This window comes from Pseudomonas pisciculturae (assembly GCF_015461805.1).
GTDB classification, from domain to species: Bacteria; Pseudomonadota; Gammaproteobacteria; order Pseudomonadales; family Pseudomonadaceae; genus Aquipseudomonas; species Aquipseudomonas pisciculturae.
On record NZ_JACVZE010000005.1, the window covers coordinates 275,221 to 295,782 of the forward strand.

Annotated in this window: 18 protein-coding genes and 2 pseudogenes; 8 read left to right on the forward strand and 12 right to left on the reverse strand. The window is 60.8% G+C overall.

Translation table 11 applies throughout. The features are described from left to right. Positions 1 to 77 precede the first annotated feature (77 nt). The 7 genes from ICY20_RS15780 to ICY20_RS15810 all read right to left on the reverse strand — a co-directional run bounded on the left by ICY20_RS15780 (position 78) and on the right by ICY20_RS15810 (position 6,651). Positions 78 to 1,313, reverse strand: coding sequence for a Zn-dependent hydrolase (locus ICY20_RS15780; protein ID WP_194937930.1), 1,236 nt, complete (start codon positions 1,311 to 1,313; stop codon positions 78 to 80). Further along, positions 1,306 to 1,785, reverse strand: a complete 480-nt coding sequence (locus ICY20_RS15785; RefSeq protein ID WP_159963119.1) for an L-2-amino-thiazoline-4-carboxylic acid hydrolase — start codon at positions 1,783 to 1,785, stop codon at positions 1,306 to 1,308. Before ICY20_RS15785 ends, ICY20_RS15780 begins: the two co-directional genes overlap by 8 nt. Before the next feature lie 154 nt (positions 1,786 to 1,939). Further along, positions 1,940 to 3,079, reverse strand: a complete 1,140-nt coding sequence (locus tag ICY20_RS15790; RefSeq protein WP_194937931.1) for a branched-chain amino acid ABC transporter substrate-binding protein — start codon at positions 3,077 to 3,079, stop codon at positions 1,940 to 1,942. Between the two features lie 63 nt (positions 3,080 to 3,142). Continuing rightward, positions 3,143 to 3,859: an ABC transporter ATP-binding protein gene (locus ICY20_RS15795; RefSeq protein ID WP_194937932.1), complete on the reverse strand. Its 717-nt coding sequence runs from the start codon at positions 3,857 to 3,859 to the stop codon at positions 3,143 to 3,145. Then, positions 3,852 to 4,625: an ABC transporter ATP-binding protein gene (locus ICY20_RS15800; protein WP_194937933.1), complete on the reverse strand. Its 774-nt coding sequence runs from the start codon at positions 4,623 to 4,625 to the stop codon at positions 3,852 to 3,854. The genes ICY20_RS15795 and ICY20_RS15800 overlap by 8 nt, the downstream gene beginning before the upstream one ends. Beyond that, positions 4,622 to 5,707 (reverse strand): ABC transporter permease subunit, encoded by a 1,086-nt coding sequence (locus ICY20_RS15805; RefSeq protein ID WP_159963116.1) that lies wholly within the window; start codon positions 5,705 to 5,707, stop codon positions 4,622 to 4,624. The genes ICY20_RS15800 and ICY20_RS15805 overlap by 4 nt, the downstream gene beginning before the upstream one ends. Continuing rightward, complete coding sequence (locus ICY20_RS15810; protein WP_159963115.1) at positions 5,704 to 6,651, reverse strand: branched-chain amino acid ABC transporter permease; 948 nt, start codon at positions 6,649 to 6,651, stop codon at positions 5,704 to 5,706. The genes ICY20_RS15805 and ICY20_RS15810 overlap by 4 nt, the downstream gene beginning before the upstream one ends. A gap of 172 nt (positions 6,652 to 6,823) precedes the next feature. On the opposite strand from ICY20_RS15810, the gene ICY20_RS15815 reads away from it, so the two are divergent. After that, positions 6,824 to 7,720 (forward strand): LysR substrate-binding domain-containing protein, encoded by an 897-nt coding sequence (locus ICY20_RS15815; RefSeq protein ID WP_194937934.1) that lies wholly within the window; start codon positions 6,824 to 6,826, stop codon positions 7,718 to 7,720. A 116-nt stretch (positions 7,721 to 7,836) separates the two neighbouring features. Beyond that, entirely contained in the window at positions 7,837 to 8,262 is a 426-nt protein-coding gene (locus tag ICY20_RS15820) for a hypothetical protein (protein WP_194937935.1), read from the forward strand. An 87-nt stretch (positions 8,263 to 8,349) separates the two neighbouring features. Here ICY20_RS15820 and ICY20_RS15825 read toward each other — a convergent pair whose 3' ends face one another. Together ICY20_RS15825 and ICY20_RS15830 are read right to left on the reverse strand one after the other, a co-directional pair. Further along, complete coding sequence (locus tag ICY20_RS15825) at positions 8,350 to 10,467, reverse strand: TonB-dependent siderophore receptor (protein WP_159963112.1); 2,118 nt, start codon at positions 10,465 to 10,467, stop codon at positions 8,350 to 8,352. 280 nt (positions 10,468 to 10,747) lie between these two features. Next, positions 10,748 to 11,839, reverse strand: coding sequence for an NADH:flavin oxidoreductase/NADH oxidase (locus ICY20_RS15830; RefSeq protein ID WP_159963111.1), 1,092 nt, complete (start codon positions 11,837 to 11,839; stop codon positions 10,748 to 10,750). A 79-nt stretch (positions 11,840 to 11,918) separates the two neighbouring features. Between ICY20_RS15830 and ICY20_RS15835 the strand changes: the two genes are divergently transcribed. The 4 genes and pseudogenes from ICY20_RS15835 to ICY20_RS28425 form a co-directional block, all read left to right on the forward strand. After that, positions 11,919 to 12,230, forward strand: coding sequence for an ArsR/SmtB family transcription factor (locus tag ICY20_RS15835; protein WP_194937936.1), 312 nt, complete (start codon positions 11,919 to 11,921; stop codon positions 12,228 to 12,230). An 89-nt stretch (positions 12,231 to 12,319) separates the two neighbouring features. After that, on the forward strand, positions 12,320 to 13,210 hold the full coding sequence (locus ICY20_RS15840) for a bestrophin family protein (protein WP_194937937.1): 891 nt from the start codon (positions 12,320 to 12,322) through the stop codon (positions 13,208 to 13,210). A gap of 144 nt (positions 13,211 to 13,354) precedes the next feature. Beyond that, positions 13,355 to 14,434, forward strand: a pseudogene (locus tag ICY20_RS28420) (HAMP domain-containing protein); the annotation flags it as partial. Between the two features lie 327 nt (positions 14,435 to 14,761). Then, positions 14,762 to 15,298, forward strand: a pseudogene (locus ICY20_RS28425) (methyl-accepting chemotaxis protein); the annotation flags it as partial. Here the strand turns inward: ICY20_RS28425 and ICY20_RS15850 are convergent. Together ICY20_RS15850 and ICY20_RS15855 are read right to left on the reverse strand one after the other, a co-directional pair. Beyond that, on the reverse strand, positions 15,236 to 16,567 hold the full coding sequence (locus ICY20_RS15850; protein ID WP_194937938.1) for a dicarboxylate/amino acid:cation symporter: 1,332 nt from the start codon (positions 16,565 to 16,567) through the stop codon (positions 15,236 to 15,238). The pseudogene ICY20_RS28425 and the gene ICY20_RS15850 sit on opposite strands and share 63 nt — an antisense overlap. 88 nt (positions 16,568 to 16,655) lie before the next feature. Next, positions 16,656 to 17,711 (reverse strand): tartrate dehydrogenase, encoded by a 1,056-nt coding sequence (locus ICY20_RS15855; RefSeq protein WP_159963106.1) that lies wholly within the window; start codon positions 17,709 to 17,711, stop codon positions 16,656 to 16,658. A 136-nt stretch (positions 17,712 to 17,847) separates the two neighbouring features. Between ICY20_RS15855 and ICY20_RS15860 the strand changes: the two genes are divergently transcribed. Together ICY20_RS15860 and ICY20_RS15865 are read left to right on the forward strand one after the other, a co-directional pair. Then, positions 17,848 to 18,768 (forward strand): LysR family transcriptional regulator, encoded by a 921-nt coding sequence (locus tag ICY20_RS15860; protein WP_159963105.1) that lies wholly within the window; start codon positions 17,848 to 17,850, stop codon positions 18,766 to 18,768. Between the two features lie 47 nt (positions 18,769 to 18,815). Further along, positions 18,816 to 19,637 (forward strand): DeoR/GlpR family DNA-binding transcription regulator, encoded by an 822-nt coding sequence (locus tag ICY20_RS15865; RefSeq protein WP_194937939.1) that lies wholly within the window; start codon positions 18,816 to 18,818, stop codon positions 19,635 to 19,637. Between the two features lie 135 nt (positions 19,638 to 19,772). Here ICY20_RS15865 and otnI read toward each other — a convergent pair whose 3' ends face one another. Then, entirely contained in the window at positions 19,773 to 20,558 is a 786-nt protein-coding gene (otnI, locus tag ICY20_RS15870) for a 2-oxo-tetronate isomerase (RefSeq protein ID WP_194937940.1), read from the reverse strand. Between the last annotated feature and the right edge of the window lie 4 nt (positions 20,559 to 20,562).

Sequence of the window (20,562 nt, forward strand, 5' to 3'; positions counted from 1 at the left end):
TCAGCCAACAGAAATATTGACTGATACACCGCTATCGGGAGCAAGCCCCCTCCCACATTTTGATTTGTGCAGGCCTGTTAGAGGTGGGCCTTGGCCAAAATCGCCTGAAGCAACACATCCGCCCCTGCCGTCGACCATTCCTGGGAAATCTCTTCCGCTTCGTTGTGGCTTAACCCATCCACACACGGCACAAAGATCATCGCCGTCGGCGCGACTTTATTCAGGTAGCAGGCATCATGCCCCGCCCCGGAAATCATCGGTCGATGGCTGTAGCCCAACGCTTGGGCAGAGGCCCGCACCACGTCCACGCACTCGGCGTCAAAGGCAATCGGCGCGTACTGGAAGATCTGCTTCACGCTGTGCTGCAAGCCAATCGCCTCCGCGATACCCGCCACCGCTTCGCGCAGTTGCTGATCCTGACGTGCCAACACGGCTTCATCCGGGTGACGGAATTCGACGCTGAAAAACACCCTGCCCGGCACCACATTGCGCGAGTTGGGGAAGATAGTGGCCATGCCCACCGTAGCGCGTCCTTCTGCACCCTGTTCCAAGCCCAAACCATTGACCGCTTCGACCACGCGGGCAAAACCGAGCAAGGCATCCAAACGATGGTCCATCGGTGTGGTGCCGGCGTGGGCGCTGCGGCCGGTCAGCTCGACTTCGTACCAGCGCTGGCCCTGGGCGCCGGTGACGACGCCAATGGTGAGGTTTTGCGCTTCGAGAATCGGGCCTTGTTCGATATGCAGCTCAAACGCGGCGTGTATCTCTTGACCACCGACAGGATGGGCACCGGCATAACCGATTGCTTGCAGGGCCTGGCCGATGGTCACGCCGGCCTTGTCTTCTCGGGACAGGCCGTATTCCAGGTCAAACACACCGGCGTAGACCCCCGACGAAATCATCGCCGGCGCAAAGCGCGAACCTTCTTCGTTGGTCCAGTTGACCACTTCAATTGGCCGGTCGGTTTCTATCCCGAGGTCGTTCAAGGTGCGCAACACTTCCACGCCCGCGAGTACGCCGTAGATACCGTCGTATTTGCCGCCGAAGGGTTGGGAGTCACCGTGGGAACCAGTCAGCACTGGCGCCAGGTGGTCATGGCGCCCGGCGCGACGGGCGAAGATGTTGCCCATGGCGTCCACGCGAATGCTGCAACCGGCTTCTTCGCACCACTGCACAAACAGGTCGCGGCCACGGCGGTCTTCATCGGTGAGCGCCAGGCGCGACACACCGCCTTTTTCGGTGGCGCCGATTTGCGCCATTTCCATCAGCGAGCTCCACAAGCGCTGACCATTCACCCGCGCCAAGTTACTCATGAGGCTTGGCCCGGTAGCGGAAATCACAACGGTGATCGCCGCCCATGATGGTTTGGGTGCGGGTCAATTCGATGTCCGGGTTGTAGCCAACGATAAACAGCTCATCGCGGTTGCATGACAGCAAGTGGCCGATCTCGCCCAGGCCCATCTCGTTGTACATCTCGGCGTAGCGGCAGCGCTTGACGTCGTAGTCGTAGTGCTCGGCATCGCTGGCGATGATCTCGACTTTCAGCGCGTCGTCTTTCTCCCACAACACTTGCAGCTCGACGAAGCTTTTGAGGTCGGCGTTGGCTTCCAGCGAAGCAAAGTGCTTGCCCGCCTGGATCGCCGCGTTGCCTACGGCTTCGCCGATCACGGCGGCGGCAAAGTCCTTGCCCTGCTCGCGCTTCAAAATCTCGTAGATCGGCTTGATGATTTCGGCCTCGATGCGCCGCCGGGCAAGGATGCCCAGTTCACCTTCCAGTTTGCTCATTTCATCTCTCCTCCAATCCAATGTGTGCACACTGTCGACTATGTACACACCGTCTAATGTGGGAGCTGGCTTGCCTGCGATGCAGACAACTCGGTACATCATGCACACCGCGTCGATGCCATCGCAGGCAAGCCAGCTCCCACACTAGACCCAGTTATTTACCGCCTGCGACGCTTACGGGCTGCCATTGGTTGGCCTTGACCTGGTAAACAGTGAACGACGGCTTCTTCAAGTTGCCTTCAGCATCGAACGCAATGGTGCCGGTCACACCCGAGTAGCTGATGGCGCGCAGTACCGGCAGGTAGTTCTGCGGGTCCACCGAGTCGGCCTTTTCGATAGCGGCCACCAGCACGCCGACGCCGTCATAGGCGAACGGGGCATGCAGCTCGATATTGGCCTTGTAGCGCTCTTTGTAAGCCTGCTCGAAGGCCTTGCCGCCGGGCATCTGCGAGATCGCCAAACCCGGTTCCAGGGCAATCACGCCCTCGCCTTCGTTTTGCGCCAATTCCAGGAAGGTCTGGCTGACAAACCCACCGGCGCCCATCAACGGCGCCTTGATGCCCAGTTGCTTGATGCGACGGGCCAGCGGTGCCGCTTGGGAGTCGACGCCGCCGAAGAAGATCAGGTCGGGGTTTTGGCTGCGGATATTGGTGAGCACGGCGCTGAAGTCGATGGTCTTGTCGTCCACGTATTCACGGCCAACGACTTTGGCGCCACCGGCTTCAATCGATTTGACGAACTGGTCCGCCAGGCCCTGGCCGAAAGCCGTGCGGTCGTCGATCACCGCGATGCGCTTGGCCTTGAGGGTGTTCAACGCATAGTCGCCGGCGACCTGACCGCCATCGTCGTCATGGCCCATAATGCGAAAGCTGGTGTCGAAACCCTGCTGGGTGTAGGCGTGACCGGTAGCCACCGGGGCCACCTGGGCGATGCCGGCATCGTGGTAAACCCGCGCCGCCGGGATGCTGGTGCCGGTGTTCCAGTGGCCAACCACGCCCACTACGCCTTCATCCACCAGGCGCTGGGCCACGGTGACGGCGGTGCGCGGGTCGGACTGGTCGTCTTCGGACACCAGCTTGAAGGTCACGGCTTCACCGTTGATCTTCGGGTGCTTGGCGTTGGCCTGGTCGATGGCGAGCTTGGCGCCATTTTCCAGGTCTTTGCCGATACGGGCCGACGGGCCGGTCAGCGGGCCAGCCAGGCCAATCAGCACGGTCTGGTCGGCTTGGGCGACGGCGCTGGCCAGGCTGCTCAGGGCCAGGCCGATCAGTGCGGTTTTTTTCAAAGTGTTCATGTGGGGTTCCTGCTTCTTTTCAGGCGGGTCGGAACACGCCGGGCGTCCGGTAGCGTCATGGGGTTATTCGCCGAGGTACGCGCTGCGCACTTCGGGGTGTTCAAGCAAATCCTTGGAGGGGCCGGTGAGGCTGATGCGGCCGGTGTCCATCACGTAGGCACGGTCGGTGACTTGCAGCGCCAGCCGTGCGTTCTGCTCCACCAGCAACAGGGTCATGCCCTGGCGGCAGACGTCGTCGATCACTTGGAAAATCTTCTCCACCATGATCGGCGCCAGGCCCATGGACGGTTCATCCAGGATCAGCAAGCGCGGGCGCGACAATAGGGCGCGGGCCAAGGCGAGCATCTGTTGCTCGCCGCCAGAGAGCAGGCCGGCGGATTGGTGCAGGCGTTCTTCCAGGCGCGGGAAGTGTTCGAACAGTTGACGCATTTCGCGCTGTACCTGCTCGTGGTCACGGCGCAGAAACGCACCGGCCTGGAGGTTTTCCAGCACGCTCATGCGCGAAAAAATGCCACGGCCTTCGGGGACCATGGCGATGCCCTCGCGCAACAGTTTTTCGGGTGCCTGGCCGAGAATCGACTGCCCGGCAAACCGAATCTCGCCCCCAGCTGCCGGCAGCAAGCCAGTCAGAGCCTTAAGGCTGGAGGACTTGCCGGCACCATTGGCGCCTATCAGCGTGACGCGCTCGCCTTCATTGATGTACAGGTCGAGGGATTTGACCGCTTCGATGGCGCCGTAGCGCACCTGCAAGCCCTCGACGCTCAAGAGTGTTTCAGACATGGGCACTGGCTCCCAGATAGGCCTGGATCACCGCCGGGTGCTGGCGCACCTCGGCCGGTGGGCCCACGGCAATGACTTGGCCGTAATCCAATACGCTGATGCGGTCGCACACGCCCATCACCAGCTTTACGTCGTGTTCGATCAACAGCAGGGTGTGGCCGTCGTCGCGGATCTTTTCCAGCAGGCCGCGCAGTTGCACTTTTTCGCTGGCGTTCATGCCGGCTGCCGGTTCATCCAGAGCCAGCAGGCGTGGCTCGGTGGCCAGGGCGCGGGCGATTTCCAGGCGGCGTTGATGGCCGTAGCTCAGGCTGTCGGCGCGGTAATTGGCATAGCCGGCCAAGCCCACATAGGCAAGCAGACGATGGGCATGGGCGCGGGTTTGCGCTTCTTCTTCCCGCGCACGGCGGTGCTGGCTCAAGGCGGCCCACAGACCGTTGCGGGTGCGCACATGGCGCCCGACCATGACGTTTTCCAGGGCGCTCATCGCGTTGAACAGACGGATATTCTGAAAAGTACGGGCGATGCCCGCCTCGGCCACCTGATGCACGCTGGTGGGCTGGTAGTCGCGGCCATCGAGCTGAAAGCGACCGGAGTCCGGCGTATAGAGGCCGGTCATCACATTGAAGAAGGTGGTCTTGCCCGCGCCGTTAGGGCCGATCAACCCGTAAATCTCGCCGGGCTCAATGCTCAGGCTCACGTCAGTCAGCGCCGCGACGCCGCCGAAGTGTTTGTTGACCTTATCGATCTGCAACAACGGTGCGTTCATCGTGCCACTCCTTTGGGCCACAAACCGGCGGGTCGATAGAGCATCGCCAGGATCAGTGCCAGGCCGTAGAACAGCTGGCGGATGATTTCCGGGTCTACCAGCACCTGGCCGAACAACGCCTGCTGCAACGGCCCCATGCTGGCGCGCAAGGCTTCGGGCAAGGCCGCCAGCAAGATGCAGCCGAGGATTACGCCGGGGATATGCCCCATGCCGCCCAGCACCACCATCGCCAATACGGCGATGGATTCGTTGAGGGTGAACGACTCCGGCGACACAAAGCCCTGGAACGACGCAAACAACGCCCCGCTCACCCCGCCGAACGCGGCGCCAATGGCAAAGGCCAGCAGCTTGAGGCGCACAGTGTTGATGCCCATGGCTTGCGCTGCGTCTTCGTCTTCACGAATGGCCACCCAGGCGCGGCCGATGCGCGAACGCTCCAGGCGAATGCAAGCAAACAGAATCAGCACCACCAGCGCCGCGAACAGGTAGTAATAGAGGTACACCGAGGGCAGGCGCAGGCCAAACAGCTCCTGGGTACGCCCCAGGTTGACGCCAAACAGGCTGACCGGGTCGACCTGGGAAATGCCTTTGGGGCCGTTGGTGATATTCACCGGGCGGTCGAGGTTACGCAGCAGGATTCGAATGATCTCGCCAAAGCCCAGGGTGACGATGGCCAGGTAGTCGCCACGCAGGCGCAGAGTCGGCGCCCCCAGCACCACGCCGCACCCGGCCGCGAGCAGCGCGCCCAGCGGCAGGATCAGCCAGATCGAAGTGTGCATGCCCGCTGGCAACATCGCCGCCAACGCGGGGAACTGTTGCAGCAAATGTGGCGACGAGAGCAACGCAGCGAGATAAGCGCCCACTGCGTAGAACGCGATAAAGCCCATGTCCAACAGCCCGGCATAACCGACCACGATGTTCAGCCCGAGGGCGAGCATGATGTACAGCAGGGCAAAGTCCAGGGTACGTACCCAGGTGTTGCCGCCGGCATGGCCAACAATCCACGGCGCCAGCACCAGGGCCACAGCGAACAGCAGCAGGCCGAGGCTCGCGCGTTTATTGGGGGTCAGTGAGTTGATCATGCGCGGGTCGCCAAACGTTCGCCCAACAACCCTGAAGGCCGGAACACCAGCACCGCGATCAACACGATAAAGGCGAACACATCCTGATAATTACTGCCGAACACGCCGTTGGTGGCGGCCCCCAGATAGCCGGTGCCGAGGGCTTCGATCAAGCCCAGCAAGAGACCACCGAGCATGGCGCCCTTGAGGTTGCCGATACCGCCCAACACCGCTGCGGTGAAGGCTTTGATGCCCGGCAAAAAGCCCATGTAGAAATGCGCGCTGCCATAATTGCTGGCCATCATGACCCCGGCCAGTGCTGCCAACGCGCCGCCGATGGCGAAGGTGATGACGATGACGCGGTTGGGGCTGATGCCCATCAGGCTGGCGACCTGGGGGTTTTCGGCCACAGCGCGCATGGCCCGGCCAAAGCGCGTGCGCTCCACCAACACCAGCAGCGCGACCATTACCGACAAGGCAATAGCAATGGTGGTCAGTGCCGTGACATTGGTGATCGCCGGGTGTGCCGAGGCTCCAGCCAATACTTCAATAGGCGCCAGCGGCAGCAATTGCGGGAACATCTGCGGGTTGCGGGTCCACACCAACATGGCGACGGTTTGCAGCAGCAGCGATACGCCGATGCCGCTGATCAAAGGCGCCAAGCGCGGGGCATGGCGCAGGCGACGATAGGCAACACGTTCAATCACTACCGCGAGCACCGCGCAGAACGCCATGGCGACGACGGTGGCACATAGCAACACCAGTACCGGCGGCAACGCTGGCCAGGTCGCTTGCAGCAGACGGATCACCGACAAGCCCACCAATGCGCCGATCATCAACACATCGCCGTGGGCGAAGTTGATGATGCGCAAAATGCCGTAGACCATGGTGTAACCCAGGGCCACCAGCGCGTAGAGACTGCCCGTCATCAAACCGTTGAGCAGTTGTTGGATAAACCCATCCATCGAAACCTTAAACCTCAGTGCGTACAAGGGCGGCACACTAAGCATCTATTCTGTTTTTATCAAATATCAGAAAGTCATATGGTTATATCAAAGCAATAACACGCCGTTTATGCCGAAAATACGGCACTTATGGCTCTTTATTTAAGAAAATAGTTGGTATTTAATTCAACACATGAATAAATCAGAACAGTTAGCCAATGACCCTCCCCTGCGCGCCGTACGCTCCTTCGAAGCCTTTGCGCGCCATGGCGGGGTAAATGCCGCTGCCCGCGAGCTGGATGTTTCCGCTTCGGCCATCAGCCATCAGTTGCATTTGCTGGAGGATTTTTTGCAGCAACCGCTGACCTTGCGTCAGGGCCGTAACCTGGTGCTCACCGATGAAGGTCGCGAGTACTACCGCGCGATTCGCTCGGCGTTTGCGGTACTGCGCAGCGCCACCGAACACGTGCGCGAAAAAAGCGCCACGCGCCAGGTGACCATCAGCCTGATCCCGTTGTTTGGCATCAACCTGTTTATCCCGCGCCTGGCGAGTTTTCTGAAAGATCACCCAGCGCTGGACATCAACGTTACCTACGCCAACCACCGCAGTTACCCCAGCGATGCGGCCGACCTGTCGATCCGCTTCGGCACCGGGCATTGGCCGGGGTATCACAGCGAACCGCTGATCTCTGGCGCCGTCACGCCCTATTGCAGCCGCGCCTTCCTGGCGCAATACGGGCCGATCGACACACCTGAGGCGTTGAGCCAATTGCCGCTGCTGCACGACGAGGAGCGCGGCACGTGGGGGCAATGGTTCCAGGCGGCCGACGTGGATACCACCGCGTTGAATGGGTTGCTGCTGGAGGATGGTCAACTCGCGCTCACGGCTACCCTCACCGGTTTGGGCTGCGCGTTATTGCGCGAACCGTTGGTAGCACCGTTGGTGGCCAGTGGTGAGTTGGTGAAGCTGTTTGATTTTGAGGTCAATGACGGCCGCCAGTATTACCTGTGTCGGCGCGCTAATAGTGAGCTGTCGAGCGAGGGCAATGATTTGTATGACTGGATCAAGCGCAGCTTGATTGCAACGTAGAACGCCACCGCACACGACTATCGGGCTCTATTGTTCTGCAAATTACCCACAAAACCGCGCCCGGCTGGTATTGTGCCGCGCTTTGAAATACTGCCGAACCTGCGAGGAAATGGACGTTGAACACTGACGAAAAAATGACCGGGGATCTATTCGAGGTGGATAAGCGCCTGTCACTCAAACCCGTGGTGGACTTCAACGCCTACCTGCGCAGCGCCTTTGGCGACGGCCCCTGCAGCTGCATCCGCTGCACCGCCAACACTGGCGATGAAATGGGCTATGCGTATCAACACACCTTTACTTTCGACGGCAAACCCACACACCGCCGCTTCGCTACTACGACAGGCAGTGACGTGTTGCAGGTGTTGAAAAAGGCGTGGCTGTCGTATACCAAGGCCGAGCTGGCGCTGAGCGGCGTGCTGGGGCTGGAGACAGTGAAGGAGTTTGTCGAGCCGCAACTGCACAAGCGGTTGGCGCCGCTGTTTCTGGCCAGTGGGTTGGTTAAGGATGTGGACGGTGAGTGGCTGGTTCAACCGCAGGACTAGCAGAAACAACGCTCTAAATGTGCGAGGGGCTTGCCCCCTCACACATTTTACCGAGTAACACGTTGCTTCAATGCAAGCCGCGAGGGGTTACAGGGTGTAGGCGATGCCGACCTGGACGGTGCGCGGTGCCCCTGGGTAGGCGTAGAAGTTGCCGAATGCGCCTTCTTCAAAGTCGCGGTTGAACAGGTTCTTCACGTCGAGGTTGAGGCGGACTTTGTCGTTGACCTTGTAGTAGCTGAGCAGGTCGACGACGGTGTAGCCGTCCATGGTAAACGCGGTGTTGGACGTCTGGCCGACACGCTCATCGACGTATTTGGTGCCTGCCCCAAGGCCCAGGCCTTTGAGTGTGCCGTCCTGGAACTCATAGACGTTCAACAGGCTGAAGCTGTTGCGCGGGATGTTCGCCAAATGTGAACCGACGCGGATCGTGTTGTCCTTGGTGACTTTGGCATCTACGTAGGCATAACCGCCGATGACACGCCATTCAGGGGTCAGGTTGCCAGCTACGTTCACGTCGAAACCACGGCTGCGCACTTCGCCCGCTGCCACTTTGTAGTTGGAGTCGACAGGGTCGGTGGTCAGCACGTTTTTCTTGTCGATCTGGTAAATGGCGGCGTCAACACTCAACTGGCGATCAAAGCCTTCCCATTTGATGCCCATCTCATAAGACTTGCCCTTCTCCGGGTCGAACCCACCCCCCTGAAGGCTCGCACCTGTGTTGGGCTTGAACGAGCGTGCAGCGTCGGCGTAGACCGCCACCGTGTCGGTGAGGTCGTAGGTCACACCCACGCGCGGGGTGACGGCGTTATCGCTGGCATTCCAGGGTTTAACGCCCGTCACGTAGCTTTGGTACTCATGCTCAAACCGCTCGAAACGCGCACCTGCCAACACCTTCAGGCGCTCGGTCAGGGCAACTTGATCCTGGACAAAGGCCGAGTAGGTTTTCAGGTTTTCGGTGTCGTGGGTTGGCGTGCTGGTCAGCGCAGGACGCGGCTTGCCATACACCGGGTTGAAAATATCGCTGGTGTAAGGGGCGCTGGAACGCTGGATGATCGACTTGTAGTCGTAGTCCTCAAACTCGACGCCGGTGAGCAGGGTGTGTTCAAACCCGCCCGCCGAGAAATGCCCGGTGAGGTTGAGCTGGGTGTCTTTGTCGGTCCACTCCAACTTGCGGTAGTTGAAGTTACGGTTGAGGGTGTGGCCGTCGGCGGCCAGGCTATTGGCTTCAATACCATTGCCTTGCAGGGTGCCGTCCAGGTACTGGAAGCCGCCACCCAAGGTCCAGTTATCGTTGAGCAGATGCTCGAAACGCAACTGCGCCACGCTGTTGTCGTTATGCAGCTTGCCCACATCCTTATCACCCCAGAACGTATCGCGCGATGCGGTGCCTTTTTGCGTGGCAAAGCGCGTCAAGCCACGATCCAGCGGGTGGTTGTTACGCATGAAATCGCCTTCGAAAATCACCTTGGTCGCATCGGTTGCCTGCCAGGTGATCACCGGGGTTACGCCGTAGCGCTCGGTCTCGACATGGTCACGGAAGGTCTCGCCGCCCTCGCCCACCACGTTCAGGCGATAGGCCAGGCGGCCTTCTTCATCCAAGGGGCCTGAAGCATCCAGCGTGCCGCGTTTCATGCCCTGGTCATTCAACTGGCTGCCCAGAGTGACGGTGCGCTCGGCCAGCGGTTGCTTGGACACCACGTTAAACGTGCCGCCAGGATCGCCACGGCCGTAGAGCATGGTGGCCGGGCCACGCAGCACTTCGAGGCGCTCGATGGTGTTGGCGTCCGGCATGTTCGGGTAACCGCGATTGATCGGGAAACCGTTGCGGTAGAACTCGCCGGTGGTGAACCCGCGCACGGTGAACGTGGTGAGGCCTTGCCCGCCAAAGTTGTTGGCACGGCCGACGCCGCCGGCATAGTCCAGGGCGTCCTGCAAACGGGTGGCGCCGATGTCTTCGACGGCGTCTTTGGTCACCACGCTGATGGACTGCGGGGTTTCATGGATGGAGGTATCGGTACGCGTCGCACTGGCTGAACGTGTGGCGAGATAGCCCTTGACCGGGCCTTGGGCGGTCTCGTAGTCGGCCGTGCCAGTAATGCTGGTGGCCTGCAACTCAAGAGCGGCCTTTTCAACCGGCTCGACTTCTGCCCAACTCAAAGGGGAAAACGCCTGAAGCACACAAATGGAAACCAGGGTACGACGCATGAATGATGAACCTAGTGAATGAGCCAGATGGGGTGGCATACCTGCCAGTTTTTGCGGCGCGATGGTATACCAAGATATCGACGATTGATATCTATTCTCATTCACTGATTTTCTAGTAACCTCTTGGTATCAAGACTGACGCAAAGCAAATGTGGGAGGGGGCTAGCCCCCGATGAAGGTGCGCCAGTCAAAACAGCTGTGACTGACACGCCCTCATCGGGGGCAAGCCCCCTCCCACATTGGTTTTTCATACACCGTTAGTCGGTTTGCTTATTCCCAATCAGCGATAGCGTTCCAACCAATGCGCATACGGCGCAGGCAAGGTCCAGGACGATTTCTCAACCCCCAGCTCCTTGGCCGCAAAGTACGCCCAATGCGGGTCAGCCAAATGCGCACGGCCCACCGAAACCAAGTCCAAATGCCCTGCCTGCAACGCCCCTTCAGCCAGTTGCGGCGTACCGAACCCCCAAGCCGAAGTCACCGGGATGCCCGCTTCACGGCGCACGCGCTCAGCGATCGGGCCCATAAAGGCCGGGCCCCATGGGATGTTGGTGTCGGGGATGGTAAAGCCTACGCTGACGCTCAGCAGGTCCAAACCACCGGCCTTGAAGCGACGGGCCAGCTCGATGGATTCGACGAGAGTCTGCTCGTCGCGGCCGTCGTATTCGAGCACGCCGAAACGCGCGGTGAGCGGCAGGTTTTCAGGCCAGACTTCACGCACAGCCGCCAGGGTTTCCAGCAGGAAGCGGGAGCGATTGTCGAAGCTGCCGCCATAGGTGTCGGTACGCTGGTTGGAGTGTTCGGAGAAGAAGCTCTGGCCCAGGTAGCCGTGGGCGAAGTGCAGCTCGATCCACTCAAACCCGGCGTCACGGGCGCGGCGGGCAGCGTCGACAAAGTTCTGTTTGACCCGGGCGATGTCGTCCAGGGTCATGGCGCGGGGCACTTGTGGCAGGTTGGCACCAAAGGCGATGGCCGATGGCGCGATGGTTTCCCAGCTACGAGCATCGGAGGCGGCCATGTGATCATCGCCTTCCCACGGGCGGTTGGCGCTGGCTTTGCGACCGGCGTGGGCAATCTGGATGCCTGGCACGGAACCGGCCGCTTTGATGGCCTTAACCATCGGCACAAAGGCTTCAGCGTGCGCGTCGCTCCAGATGCCGGCGCAGCCCGGCGTGATACGGCCTTCGGGCGCCACCGCCGTGGCTTCGACCACCACCAGTCCTGCCCCGCCACGGGCCATGCTGGCTAGGTGAACCTGGTGCCAATCGTTGACGATGCCGTCATCGGCCATGTACTGACACATCGGCGGAATCGCGATGCGGTTGCGCAGGGTCACGTCTTTAAGTGTGAACGGTTCGAACAAAGCGGCCATGGTGAGCTCCAGCAGATGAATAAGTGATTCGATAGTTCGATGGTAATCGAACTATGGTATTCAGCGATACCCCCCTGTTATGATTCGGCCCATGCGAGCCTTCAAACACCCCCCCCTTCAAGACCTGACCCTCGAGCGCGTGCTCTACGCCCTGAGCGACCCGGTGCGCCTGGAAATCGTGCGATGCCTGGCCGGTGTGCCCGAGGCCACCTGCGGCGAACTGGACGGCGGGCGGCCCAAGTCCAGCATGTCTCACCACTTTCGCGTGTTGCGTGATGCCGGGTTGGTGCAAACCCGCAGTGTAGGCACCACCCATTTGAACGCGTTGCGCGCGCAAGACCTTGAAGACCGCTTCCCTGGCCTGCTGGCGAGCATCCTGGCGCAGCATTAAGTTTTGCTTCAGGTAGGCACCGAACCTTCCCCGCAAACCCGCGTCCGAGCTAAGGCACTGTTGCTTACCGCTCGCCGCGAGGTCCTCGTTTGAAAGCCGCCATCGTCAAAAAATACCGCCTGATCATCAAGACCATGGGCTATGTAGGCTGGGCCCTGTTCTGGCTGTTGCTGTGGGATATCGCCGTTACGGTGGATTTCATGCTGTTTCTCAACGCCAAGCTTAATCTGCCGCTGATGCCACTGACGCTGCTGGGCTCGGCACTGATTGTGCTCATCAGCTTTCGCAACAGCAGCGCCTACAACCGTTGGTGGGAAGCCCGCACGCTGTGGGGCGCGATGGTCAACAACTCCCGCAGCCTTGCGCGCCAGGTGCTGACCTTGCTCGATGACCCCGACAACGAAGTAAACCCGGTCAAGGCCACCCTGCTGCGCCGTCATGTCGCTTATGTAAATTGCCTGGCCGCGCACCTCAAGGGCCAGCCGTGCCCCGACGAAGTGCGTGCGTTTATCCCCGCCGATGAATTCGCCCGCAGCGGCGCCACCAACAACTTTGCCAATGACATCCTCACCGGCTCCGCCGCGTTGCTGGCCAAGGAATACAAGGCCGGTCATCTGGACAGCATCCGCCTGGCGCGGCTGGAGTCGACGCTGGTGGATTTGTCCAACGCCCAGGGTGGCATGGAGCGTATCGCCAACACCCCGCTGCCCTACCCCTACGTGTATTTCCCGCGCTTGTTCATCTCGCTGTTCTGCCTGATCGTGCCGGTGGGCCTGGTGGAGTCTCTCGGCTGGTTCACCCCGCTGGCGTCCACCGTGGTGGGTTTTATGCTGCTGGCGATCGAGCGCATCGGCACCGACTTGCAAAGCCCGTTCCGCTCCAGCGAACACCAGATTCAGATGGAAACCCTCTGCGAAACCATCGAGAAAAACCTGCAATCGATGCAGCGTGATGCGCTCGGTGGCGAGCGCATCGGTTAAACCTTCTCGGCGCCCTCAAGTGCGTGACCCCGCAGTCGATATAGCGGGGGTACGCATGGCTTTCACCCCCTCATAACAACGCATGCGACGCCCACCGCTACTGTTTCTGCCTTGCCAAAACTATAAATACCCGCAGGAGAAATCATGAACATCAAGCAAAAGCTGACCTGGGCGTTTGCGGCTATCGCGTGCCTGCCAGTCATCCTGGTGGCCGTGTTGGTCGTACTGAACCTGCGCGACGGAGCCCTGGCCAACTTCCTCGACAGCAGCGGCCGCGAGATCCGCCAGATCGATAATGGCATGCAGCAATTCTTCGACGGCATCAGCCAGAACGTCGACTTTGTTGCCAAGGACCCGCGCGTTGTCGCGGCCAAAGACCTCAAGAGCTACGCCGGCGCCGACGCCGCGCAAATCCCCCTTACCCCTACAAATAAAGAGCTGCTGGAGATTTTCGACCAGTTCGCCAAAAGCCATCCGAGTACCGCCTACCTGTCCCTGGGCCTCGCCGACGGCGGCTACGCCAGTTGGCCGGACGACACCAAGCTGAACAACTACGACCCGCGTGTACGCCCGTGGTACAAGGCCGCCATCGCCGCGCCGGGCGCCACTGTGCGCACTGGCGCCTATTATTGGGCGCCGGATGACGTGGTGTTGATCGGCACCGTGCACACCGTGGCCGATGCCACCGGTAAAATCCTCGGTGTGGTCGGCCTGGACGTGTCGCTCAAGCAACTCACCGAGTTGGTGCGCAACATCAAGCTGGGTGACAGCGGCTACCTGATGCTGGTGGAAGCCAATGGCAACGTGCTGGTCGACCCCAGCGACGCCAAGCACAACTTCAAACCCCTGGCCGACCTGGGCCCCAACTATGCCGAGCTGGCCAAACGTGGCGATGGCGTGACCCAAATCGACATCGATGGCGTGGCCTACATGGCCAACGTGGTCAGCTCCAAAGACCTGGGCTGGCGCTTTATCGGCCTGATCAAACGCGACGAAGTGATGGCCGGCGCCACCAGCCTCACCTGGTTGATCGCCGCCATTGCCGCCGCGTTGGCCGTGGTATTTGCGATTGTCGGTGCCAGTTTCGCCAGCGTGATCGTGCGCCCGATCCGCGGCGTGGCCGACGGCCTGCAAGAGATCGCTGAAGGTGAAGGCGACTTGACCCGCCAGCTCAAGGTGCAAGGCAAGGACGAAACCGCGAGCCTCGCGGGCTGGTTCAACCAGTTCCTGAGCATGATCGCCCAGCTGGTACAGCGTATCGGCAACGCCTCCTCCGACCTGCAAACCGCCGCCGCCGACACCAGCCAAGTGGCCAACAACATGAACCAGGCCGCCGGCCGCCAGCGCGAAGCCGTGGAACTGGTCAGCACCGCGTTCAACGAGATGGTCGCCACCGCCAACGAAGTCGCCCGCTCTTGCAGCGCCGCCGCCACCAGTGCCGATGAAGGTTACCGCGACGTGCACGACGGCCAACATCACATCGGCGAAGCCACCGGCAGCGTGCTCAAGTTAAGTGAAGACCTGCAAAAGTCGACTCAGACCATGCAGTTACTGGAGCAAGACAGCAAAAACATCAACACCATCCTCGACACCATCCGCTCGATTGCCGAACAGACCAACCTGCTGGCCCTCAACGCCGCTATCGAGGCTGCCCGCGCGGGTGACCAGGGCCGAGGTTTTGCGGTAGTTGCCGACGAAGTACGCGCCCTGGCGCGCCGCACCGCCGACTCCACCGGTGAAATCGACAGCCTGCTGGGCAACCTTGCGCGGCGCACCCAGGAAGTGACGCAGCAGATGCAAGGCAGCCTGCTGGTGTCCCACACCAGTGTGGAACGCATCCAGCAGGCCCGTGACAGCTTCGACAAGATCCGTGGCTCGGTGGACTCGATCCGGGACCAGAACACCCAGATCGCCACCGCCGCCGAAGAGCAGCATCAGGTGGCCGAAGAGATCAACCGCCACATCGCGCAGATCCATGCCGATGCGCAACTGGTTGAGGGCTTCGCCCACTCGGCACAGACCGGGTCAGGCCGGCTTACGGATATCTCGGGTCAGCTCAAGGGGTTGGTGGGGCGGTTCAAGTTCTGACACTGGCTTGAGGCTCTCGACTTCACCGTCGAGGGCCTTGCGCATTTTGACCATGTCCAGGGCACCTACCCACTTGGCAATCGCCATGGTGCCCACGCCATTTCCGATGGTGTTGGTGATCGCCCGCGCTTCCGACATAAACCGGTCCACCCCCAGCAACAGCACCATACCCGCCACCGGAATCGTGCCAAGGGACGATAAGGTCGCAGCCAGGATGATAAAGCCAGAACCGGTCACCCCCGCCGAGCCTTTTGACGTGAACATCAACACCGCCAGCACGATCAACTGATCGGTCAGGGTCAACGGCGTATTGGTGGCCTGGGCAATAAAGATGGCAGCGATGGTGTAGTAAATCGCCTGGCCGTCGGGGTTGAAGGTGAGCCCAGAGGGAATGATCATCCCCGCCACTGGCTTGGACACCCCTGCCTTCTCCATCTTGGCGATCATCTGCGGCAACACCGACTCCGACGAACTGGTGCCGAGCACCGTGAACAACTCCTCCTTGATGAACTTCAAGAATTTCCACAGGCTGAAACCGCTGTAGCGGCAGATCGGCCCCAGCACAAAGATCACGAACACCGCGCAGGTCAGGTAGACGCAAGCCATCAGCTTGCCCAGGGAAAACAGCGAGCCAAAACCGTATTTGCCGATGGTGAACGCAATCGCCCCGAACGCACCGATGGGCGCCAGGCGCATCACCATATTGACAATGCGAAACATGCCCTGCATCAGACTGTCCAGCGTATCGACAAAGGGTTTTCCCCGCGGCCCCACCGCGGCAAGCGCCACGCCCAGCAGGATCGAAAACAGCAGGATCTGCAACACATTGCCCTTGGCGAAGGCATCCACCAGGGTGTCGGGAATGATGTTCATGATGAAGTCCATGAACGACGCATGCTTCACCGCCGTGGTGTAGGTGGCAAGGCTTGAGGTGTCGAGGCTGGCCACGTCGATGTTCATGCCGGCACCTGGCTTGAACACATCCACCACCACCAACCCGACCACCAAGGCCAGGGTGGACACCACTTCGAAGTAGATCAGCGCGCGAAAGCCCACGCGCCCCAGTTCTTTCATGTTCTCCATCTTGGCGATGCCGGTGACCACGGTGAGGAAGATCACCGGCGCCAGGAGCATCTTGATCAGCTTGATGAACGCATCGCCCAAGGGTTTGAGCGCGGCGCCGGTCTCGGGGACGCAGACTCCGACAATCGCGCCAAGGATGACCGCCAGTAGAACTTGTACATAGAGTTTGCCAAAGATTCTTTTCATGACAGGGCCCTGATTCTTATTGTTGTCAGGAAATGCCAAAGGGCCGAACGCGCAGCCCCTTGACGTTATGCCGCAGTACTACTGTGAATTAGCGGTTGATCAGCGCGATGACCGCATCGGTGATCTGGCGGGTGGTCGCGGTGCCGCCCAGGTCAGGCGTGTGCAGGCCACTTTCGGTGACGGCTTCGATGGCCGACATCAGTTGCCGGGCTGCCGTAGGCTCGCCCAAATGTTCAAGCATCATCGCGGCGGTCCAGAAGGTGGCGACCGGGTTGGCCACGCCCTTGCCGGTGATATCGAACGCCGAACCATGGATGGGCTCGAACATCGATGGGAACTGGCGCGACGGGTTGAGGTTGGCCGTGGGCGCAATGCCCAGGCTGCCGGACAGCGCAGCGGCAAGGTCGGAGAGGATGTCGGCGTGCAGGTTGGTCGCCACAATCACGTCCAGGGTCGCCGGCTTGAGCACCATGCGCGTGGTCACGGCGTCCACCAGTTCCTTGTCTACTCTCACGTCCGGAAAGTCTTTGGCGACTTCATAGAAAATCTCGTCCCACAGCACCATGCCGTGGCGCTGGGCGTTGGACTTGGTCACCATGGTCAAATGCTTGCGCGGGCGACTGCGGGCGAGCTCGAAGGCAAAGCGATGAATGCGTTCCACACCGGCGCGGGTAAATACCGAGACTTCGGTGGCCACCTCTTCCGGCAGGCCCCGATGCACCCGGCCGCCGTTGCCGGAGTATTCGCCTTCGGAGTTCTCGCGCACCACCACCCAGTCAATCTGCTCGCCGTTGTGCAGCGGGCTTTTCACCCCTGGCAACACCCGCGCCGGGCGCACGTTGGCGTACTGGTCGAAGCCTTGGCAGATGGGCAGGCGCAGGCCCCAGAGAGAAATGTGGTCCGGCACGTTCAATGCACCGACGGCGCCGAAGAAGATCGCGTCGAAGGTCTTCAACTCCGCCAAACCGCCTTCGGGAATGTAGTAGCCGTTCTTCAGGTAGTTGTCAGAGTTCCAGTCGAAATGCTTGAAGTTCAGGGCGAAGCCGGCCTTTTGCGCCAGGCTTTGCAGCACCTCGACACCGGCGGCGATCACTTCCACGCCGATGCCGTCACCTGGGATTGCTGCAATGTTGTATGCGTTCATCGTTCACTCCACTTCGTCACGTTGTTGTTTTTGCCGTCGGCGCAGACTGTCCAAACGGGGTGTGATCGGAGTATATGTAGCGATCCAAGCAGCGTGATCGACTCGAAATCACTACATAAATAACTTTGAGTTACGAATGAGCCAGACCCTGGATTTGTCGTTTTTCTATCTGCTCGCCAATAAAGGCAGCCTGGTCGCTACCGCACGCGAGCTGGGCGTCACCCCGCCGGCGGTGAGCAAACGCCTGACCTCGCTGGAGGCGCGCCTGGGTGTTCGACTGGTCAATCGCACCACCCGCTCCATGAGCCTGACCTCAGAAGGCGAACTGTATTTCAACCACGCGGCGCGCATCCTCACCCAGATCGACGAGCTGGAGCAGTTGCTCAGCAGTAGCCGTGCCGCGCCCAAGGGCTTGATCCGAGTGAATGCGTCGCTGGGGTTTGGCCGTCGGCATATAGGTCCTGCGCTCGCGGCATTTTTTGCCCAGTACCCGGAAGTGGAGATCCAGCTGGAAATCAGCGACCACCCGCTGGACTTGACCACCCACGGCTTCGACCTGGGCATCCGCTTCGGCAGCTTGCCGGACGCGGCCTTCCATGCGCGCAAGATCGCCTCCAACCGCCGCCTGCTGTGCGCCTCGCCGCTGTACCTGGACAAATACGGCACGCCGCAAACGCTCGCCGACCTGCACCGGCACAACTGCATTTTCATTCGCCAGAACGAATCGCCCTATGGCGTATGGTCATTCACCCACGGTGGCCACACCGAGAACGTCAAGGTCCAAGGTGCGCTGGGCTGTAATGACGGCGAAGTGGCCCTGAACTGGGCGCTGGAAGGCTACGGGATTCTGCTGCGGGCCGAATGGGACATCGCCCGCTATGTGCGCAGTGGCCGCCTGCGCCTGGTGCTGGAAGACCAGACCCCTACTCGCGCCGATGTGTACGCGGTGTACCCGCAGCAATTGCACCTGTCGGCACGGGTACGCAGCCTGATCGACTTTCTGATCGAGCGCTTCAAGCACCTGGATAAGGTCGATGACGCGCTGATGACGGACTGAATATTCGCTACTATGTGCCCCTGCCCCCACACCGCCCCGGAGCCTCAATGCCCACCCCCAAGGACACCGCCCCCGACAGCAGCGCCCCGATGATCCCCGAGCAGCGTCGCGAGCAAATCCTGCGGCAACTGCGCAAGCATCAGGTGATGAGCGTGCACCAGTTGATGGAGATGTTCGATTGTTCGCACATGACCGTGCGCCGCGATATCGCGTTGTTGGAGCAGGAAGGCCTGGCCTATTCGGTCACCGGTGGCGTGCGCATCGCCAGCCAGTTACACAGCGAGCCGAGCCATCAGTCCAAGGCCGTGGTGGAACTGCCGCAAAAGCAAGCCATGGCCCGCCTGGCATCGCGCTTGCTGCATGCGGACATGACGGTGTACCTGGACGCGGGCACCAGCACCCTGGAAATTGTGCCTTACATCAAAGCACTGTCGGGCATGACCGTGGTGACCAACGACTTCGGGATCGTGCAGGCGCTGATGGATGCGCAGCACGTGACGGTGATCCATACCGGCGGTCAACTGGACCATGACAATCACTCATCCGTCGGCGGGCTGGCGGTGGCGACGTTGCGCCAGATAGTCACCGATATTGCGTTTGTCTCTACCAGTTCCTGGGATCTGCATCGCGGCATCACCACGCCTTCGGCACTGAAGGTGGAGGTCAAGCAAGTGGCGATGCAATCGGCGTCCCAGGTGGTGCTGGTGGCGAGCAGCTCCAAGTACGGCACGTTCAGCATGTACCGTATTGCCGGGCTGGAGCCGTTCGACGTGATCATCAGCGACGACGGCTTGGCGCCGGCAGCGGCGGATGGGATTCGCAAGCGAGGAATTGAATTGATGTTGCCTGGGGATCAGTTGCCCGCCTGATCTTCCCTTTGGAATGCAATCAAATGTGGGAGGGGGCTTGCTCCCGATAGCAGTGGTTCAGTCAACACATGCAGTGACTGACACACTGTCATCGGGAGCAAGCCCCCTCCCACATTTGAACCCACTTCGGCTCGGTTATCGGGTCGCTTTCCAGTCCCGCAACCATTGCAGGCCCGCCGAGGTGTCACCCTTGGGTCGGTACTCGCAACCCACCCAGCCGTTGTAGCCCAACTGGTCCATCAGGTCGAACAAGTAAGCGTAATTCAGCTCACCCAAATCCGGCTCATGCCGATCCGGCACGCCGGCAATCTGGATATGGCCAATCCCCGCGAAATCCCGGCGCAACTTGGTCGCCACATCACCTTCGACAATCTGACAGTGGTAGCAATCGAACTGCACCTTGAGGTTGCTCGCCCCCACTTCACGGCAGATCGCCTGAGCCTGGTCCTGGCGATTGAGGAAGAACCCCGGCATGTCGCGGGTGTTGATCGGCTCCAGCAACACCGTGACCCCCACCCTGGCCGCTGCTGCGCTGGCGTAGGCCAGGTTCTCCAAATACACGGCGTGGTGGCGCTGGCGCAGGGACTCGGAGGGCAGCAGGCCGGCCATTACATGCACGCGGTCATTGCCCAGCACAGCGGCGTATTCCAATGCGCGGTCGAAGCCGATGCGAAACTCGGCCTCGCGCCCCGGTAAAGCTGCAATGCCCCGCTCCCCCGCCGCCCAGTCACCCGGTGGTGCGTTGAACAGCGCCTGGACCAGCCCGTTATCACTCAGGCGCTGCTTGAGGTCAGCCGCGCTGTAGTCGTAGGGAAACAGGTACTCCACCGCGTCAAAACCGTCGGCCTTCGCCGCAGCGAAGCGATCAAGAAAGTCGTGTTGCGGGTACAGCATGCTCAGGTTGGCAGCGAAACGAGGCATAAAA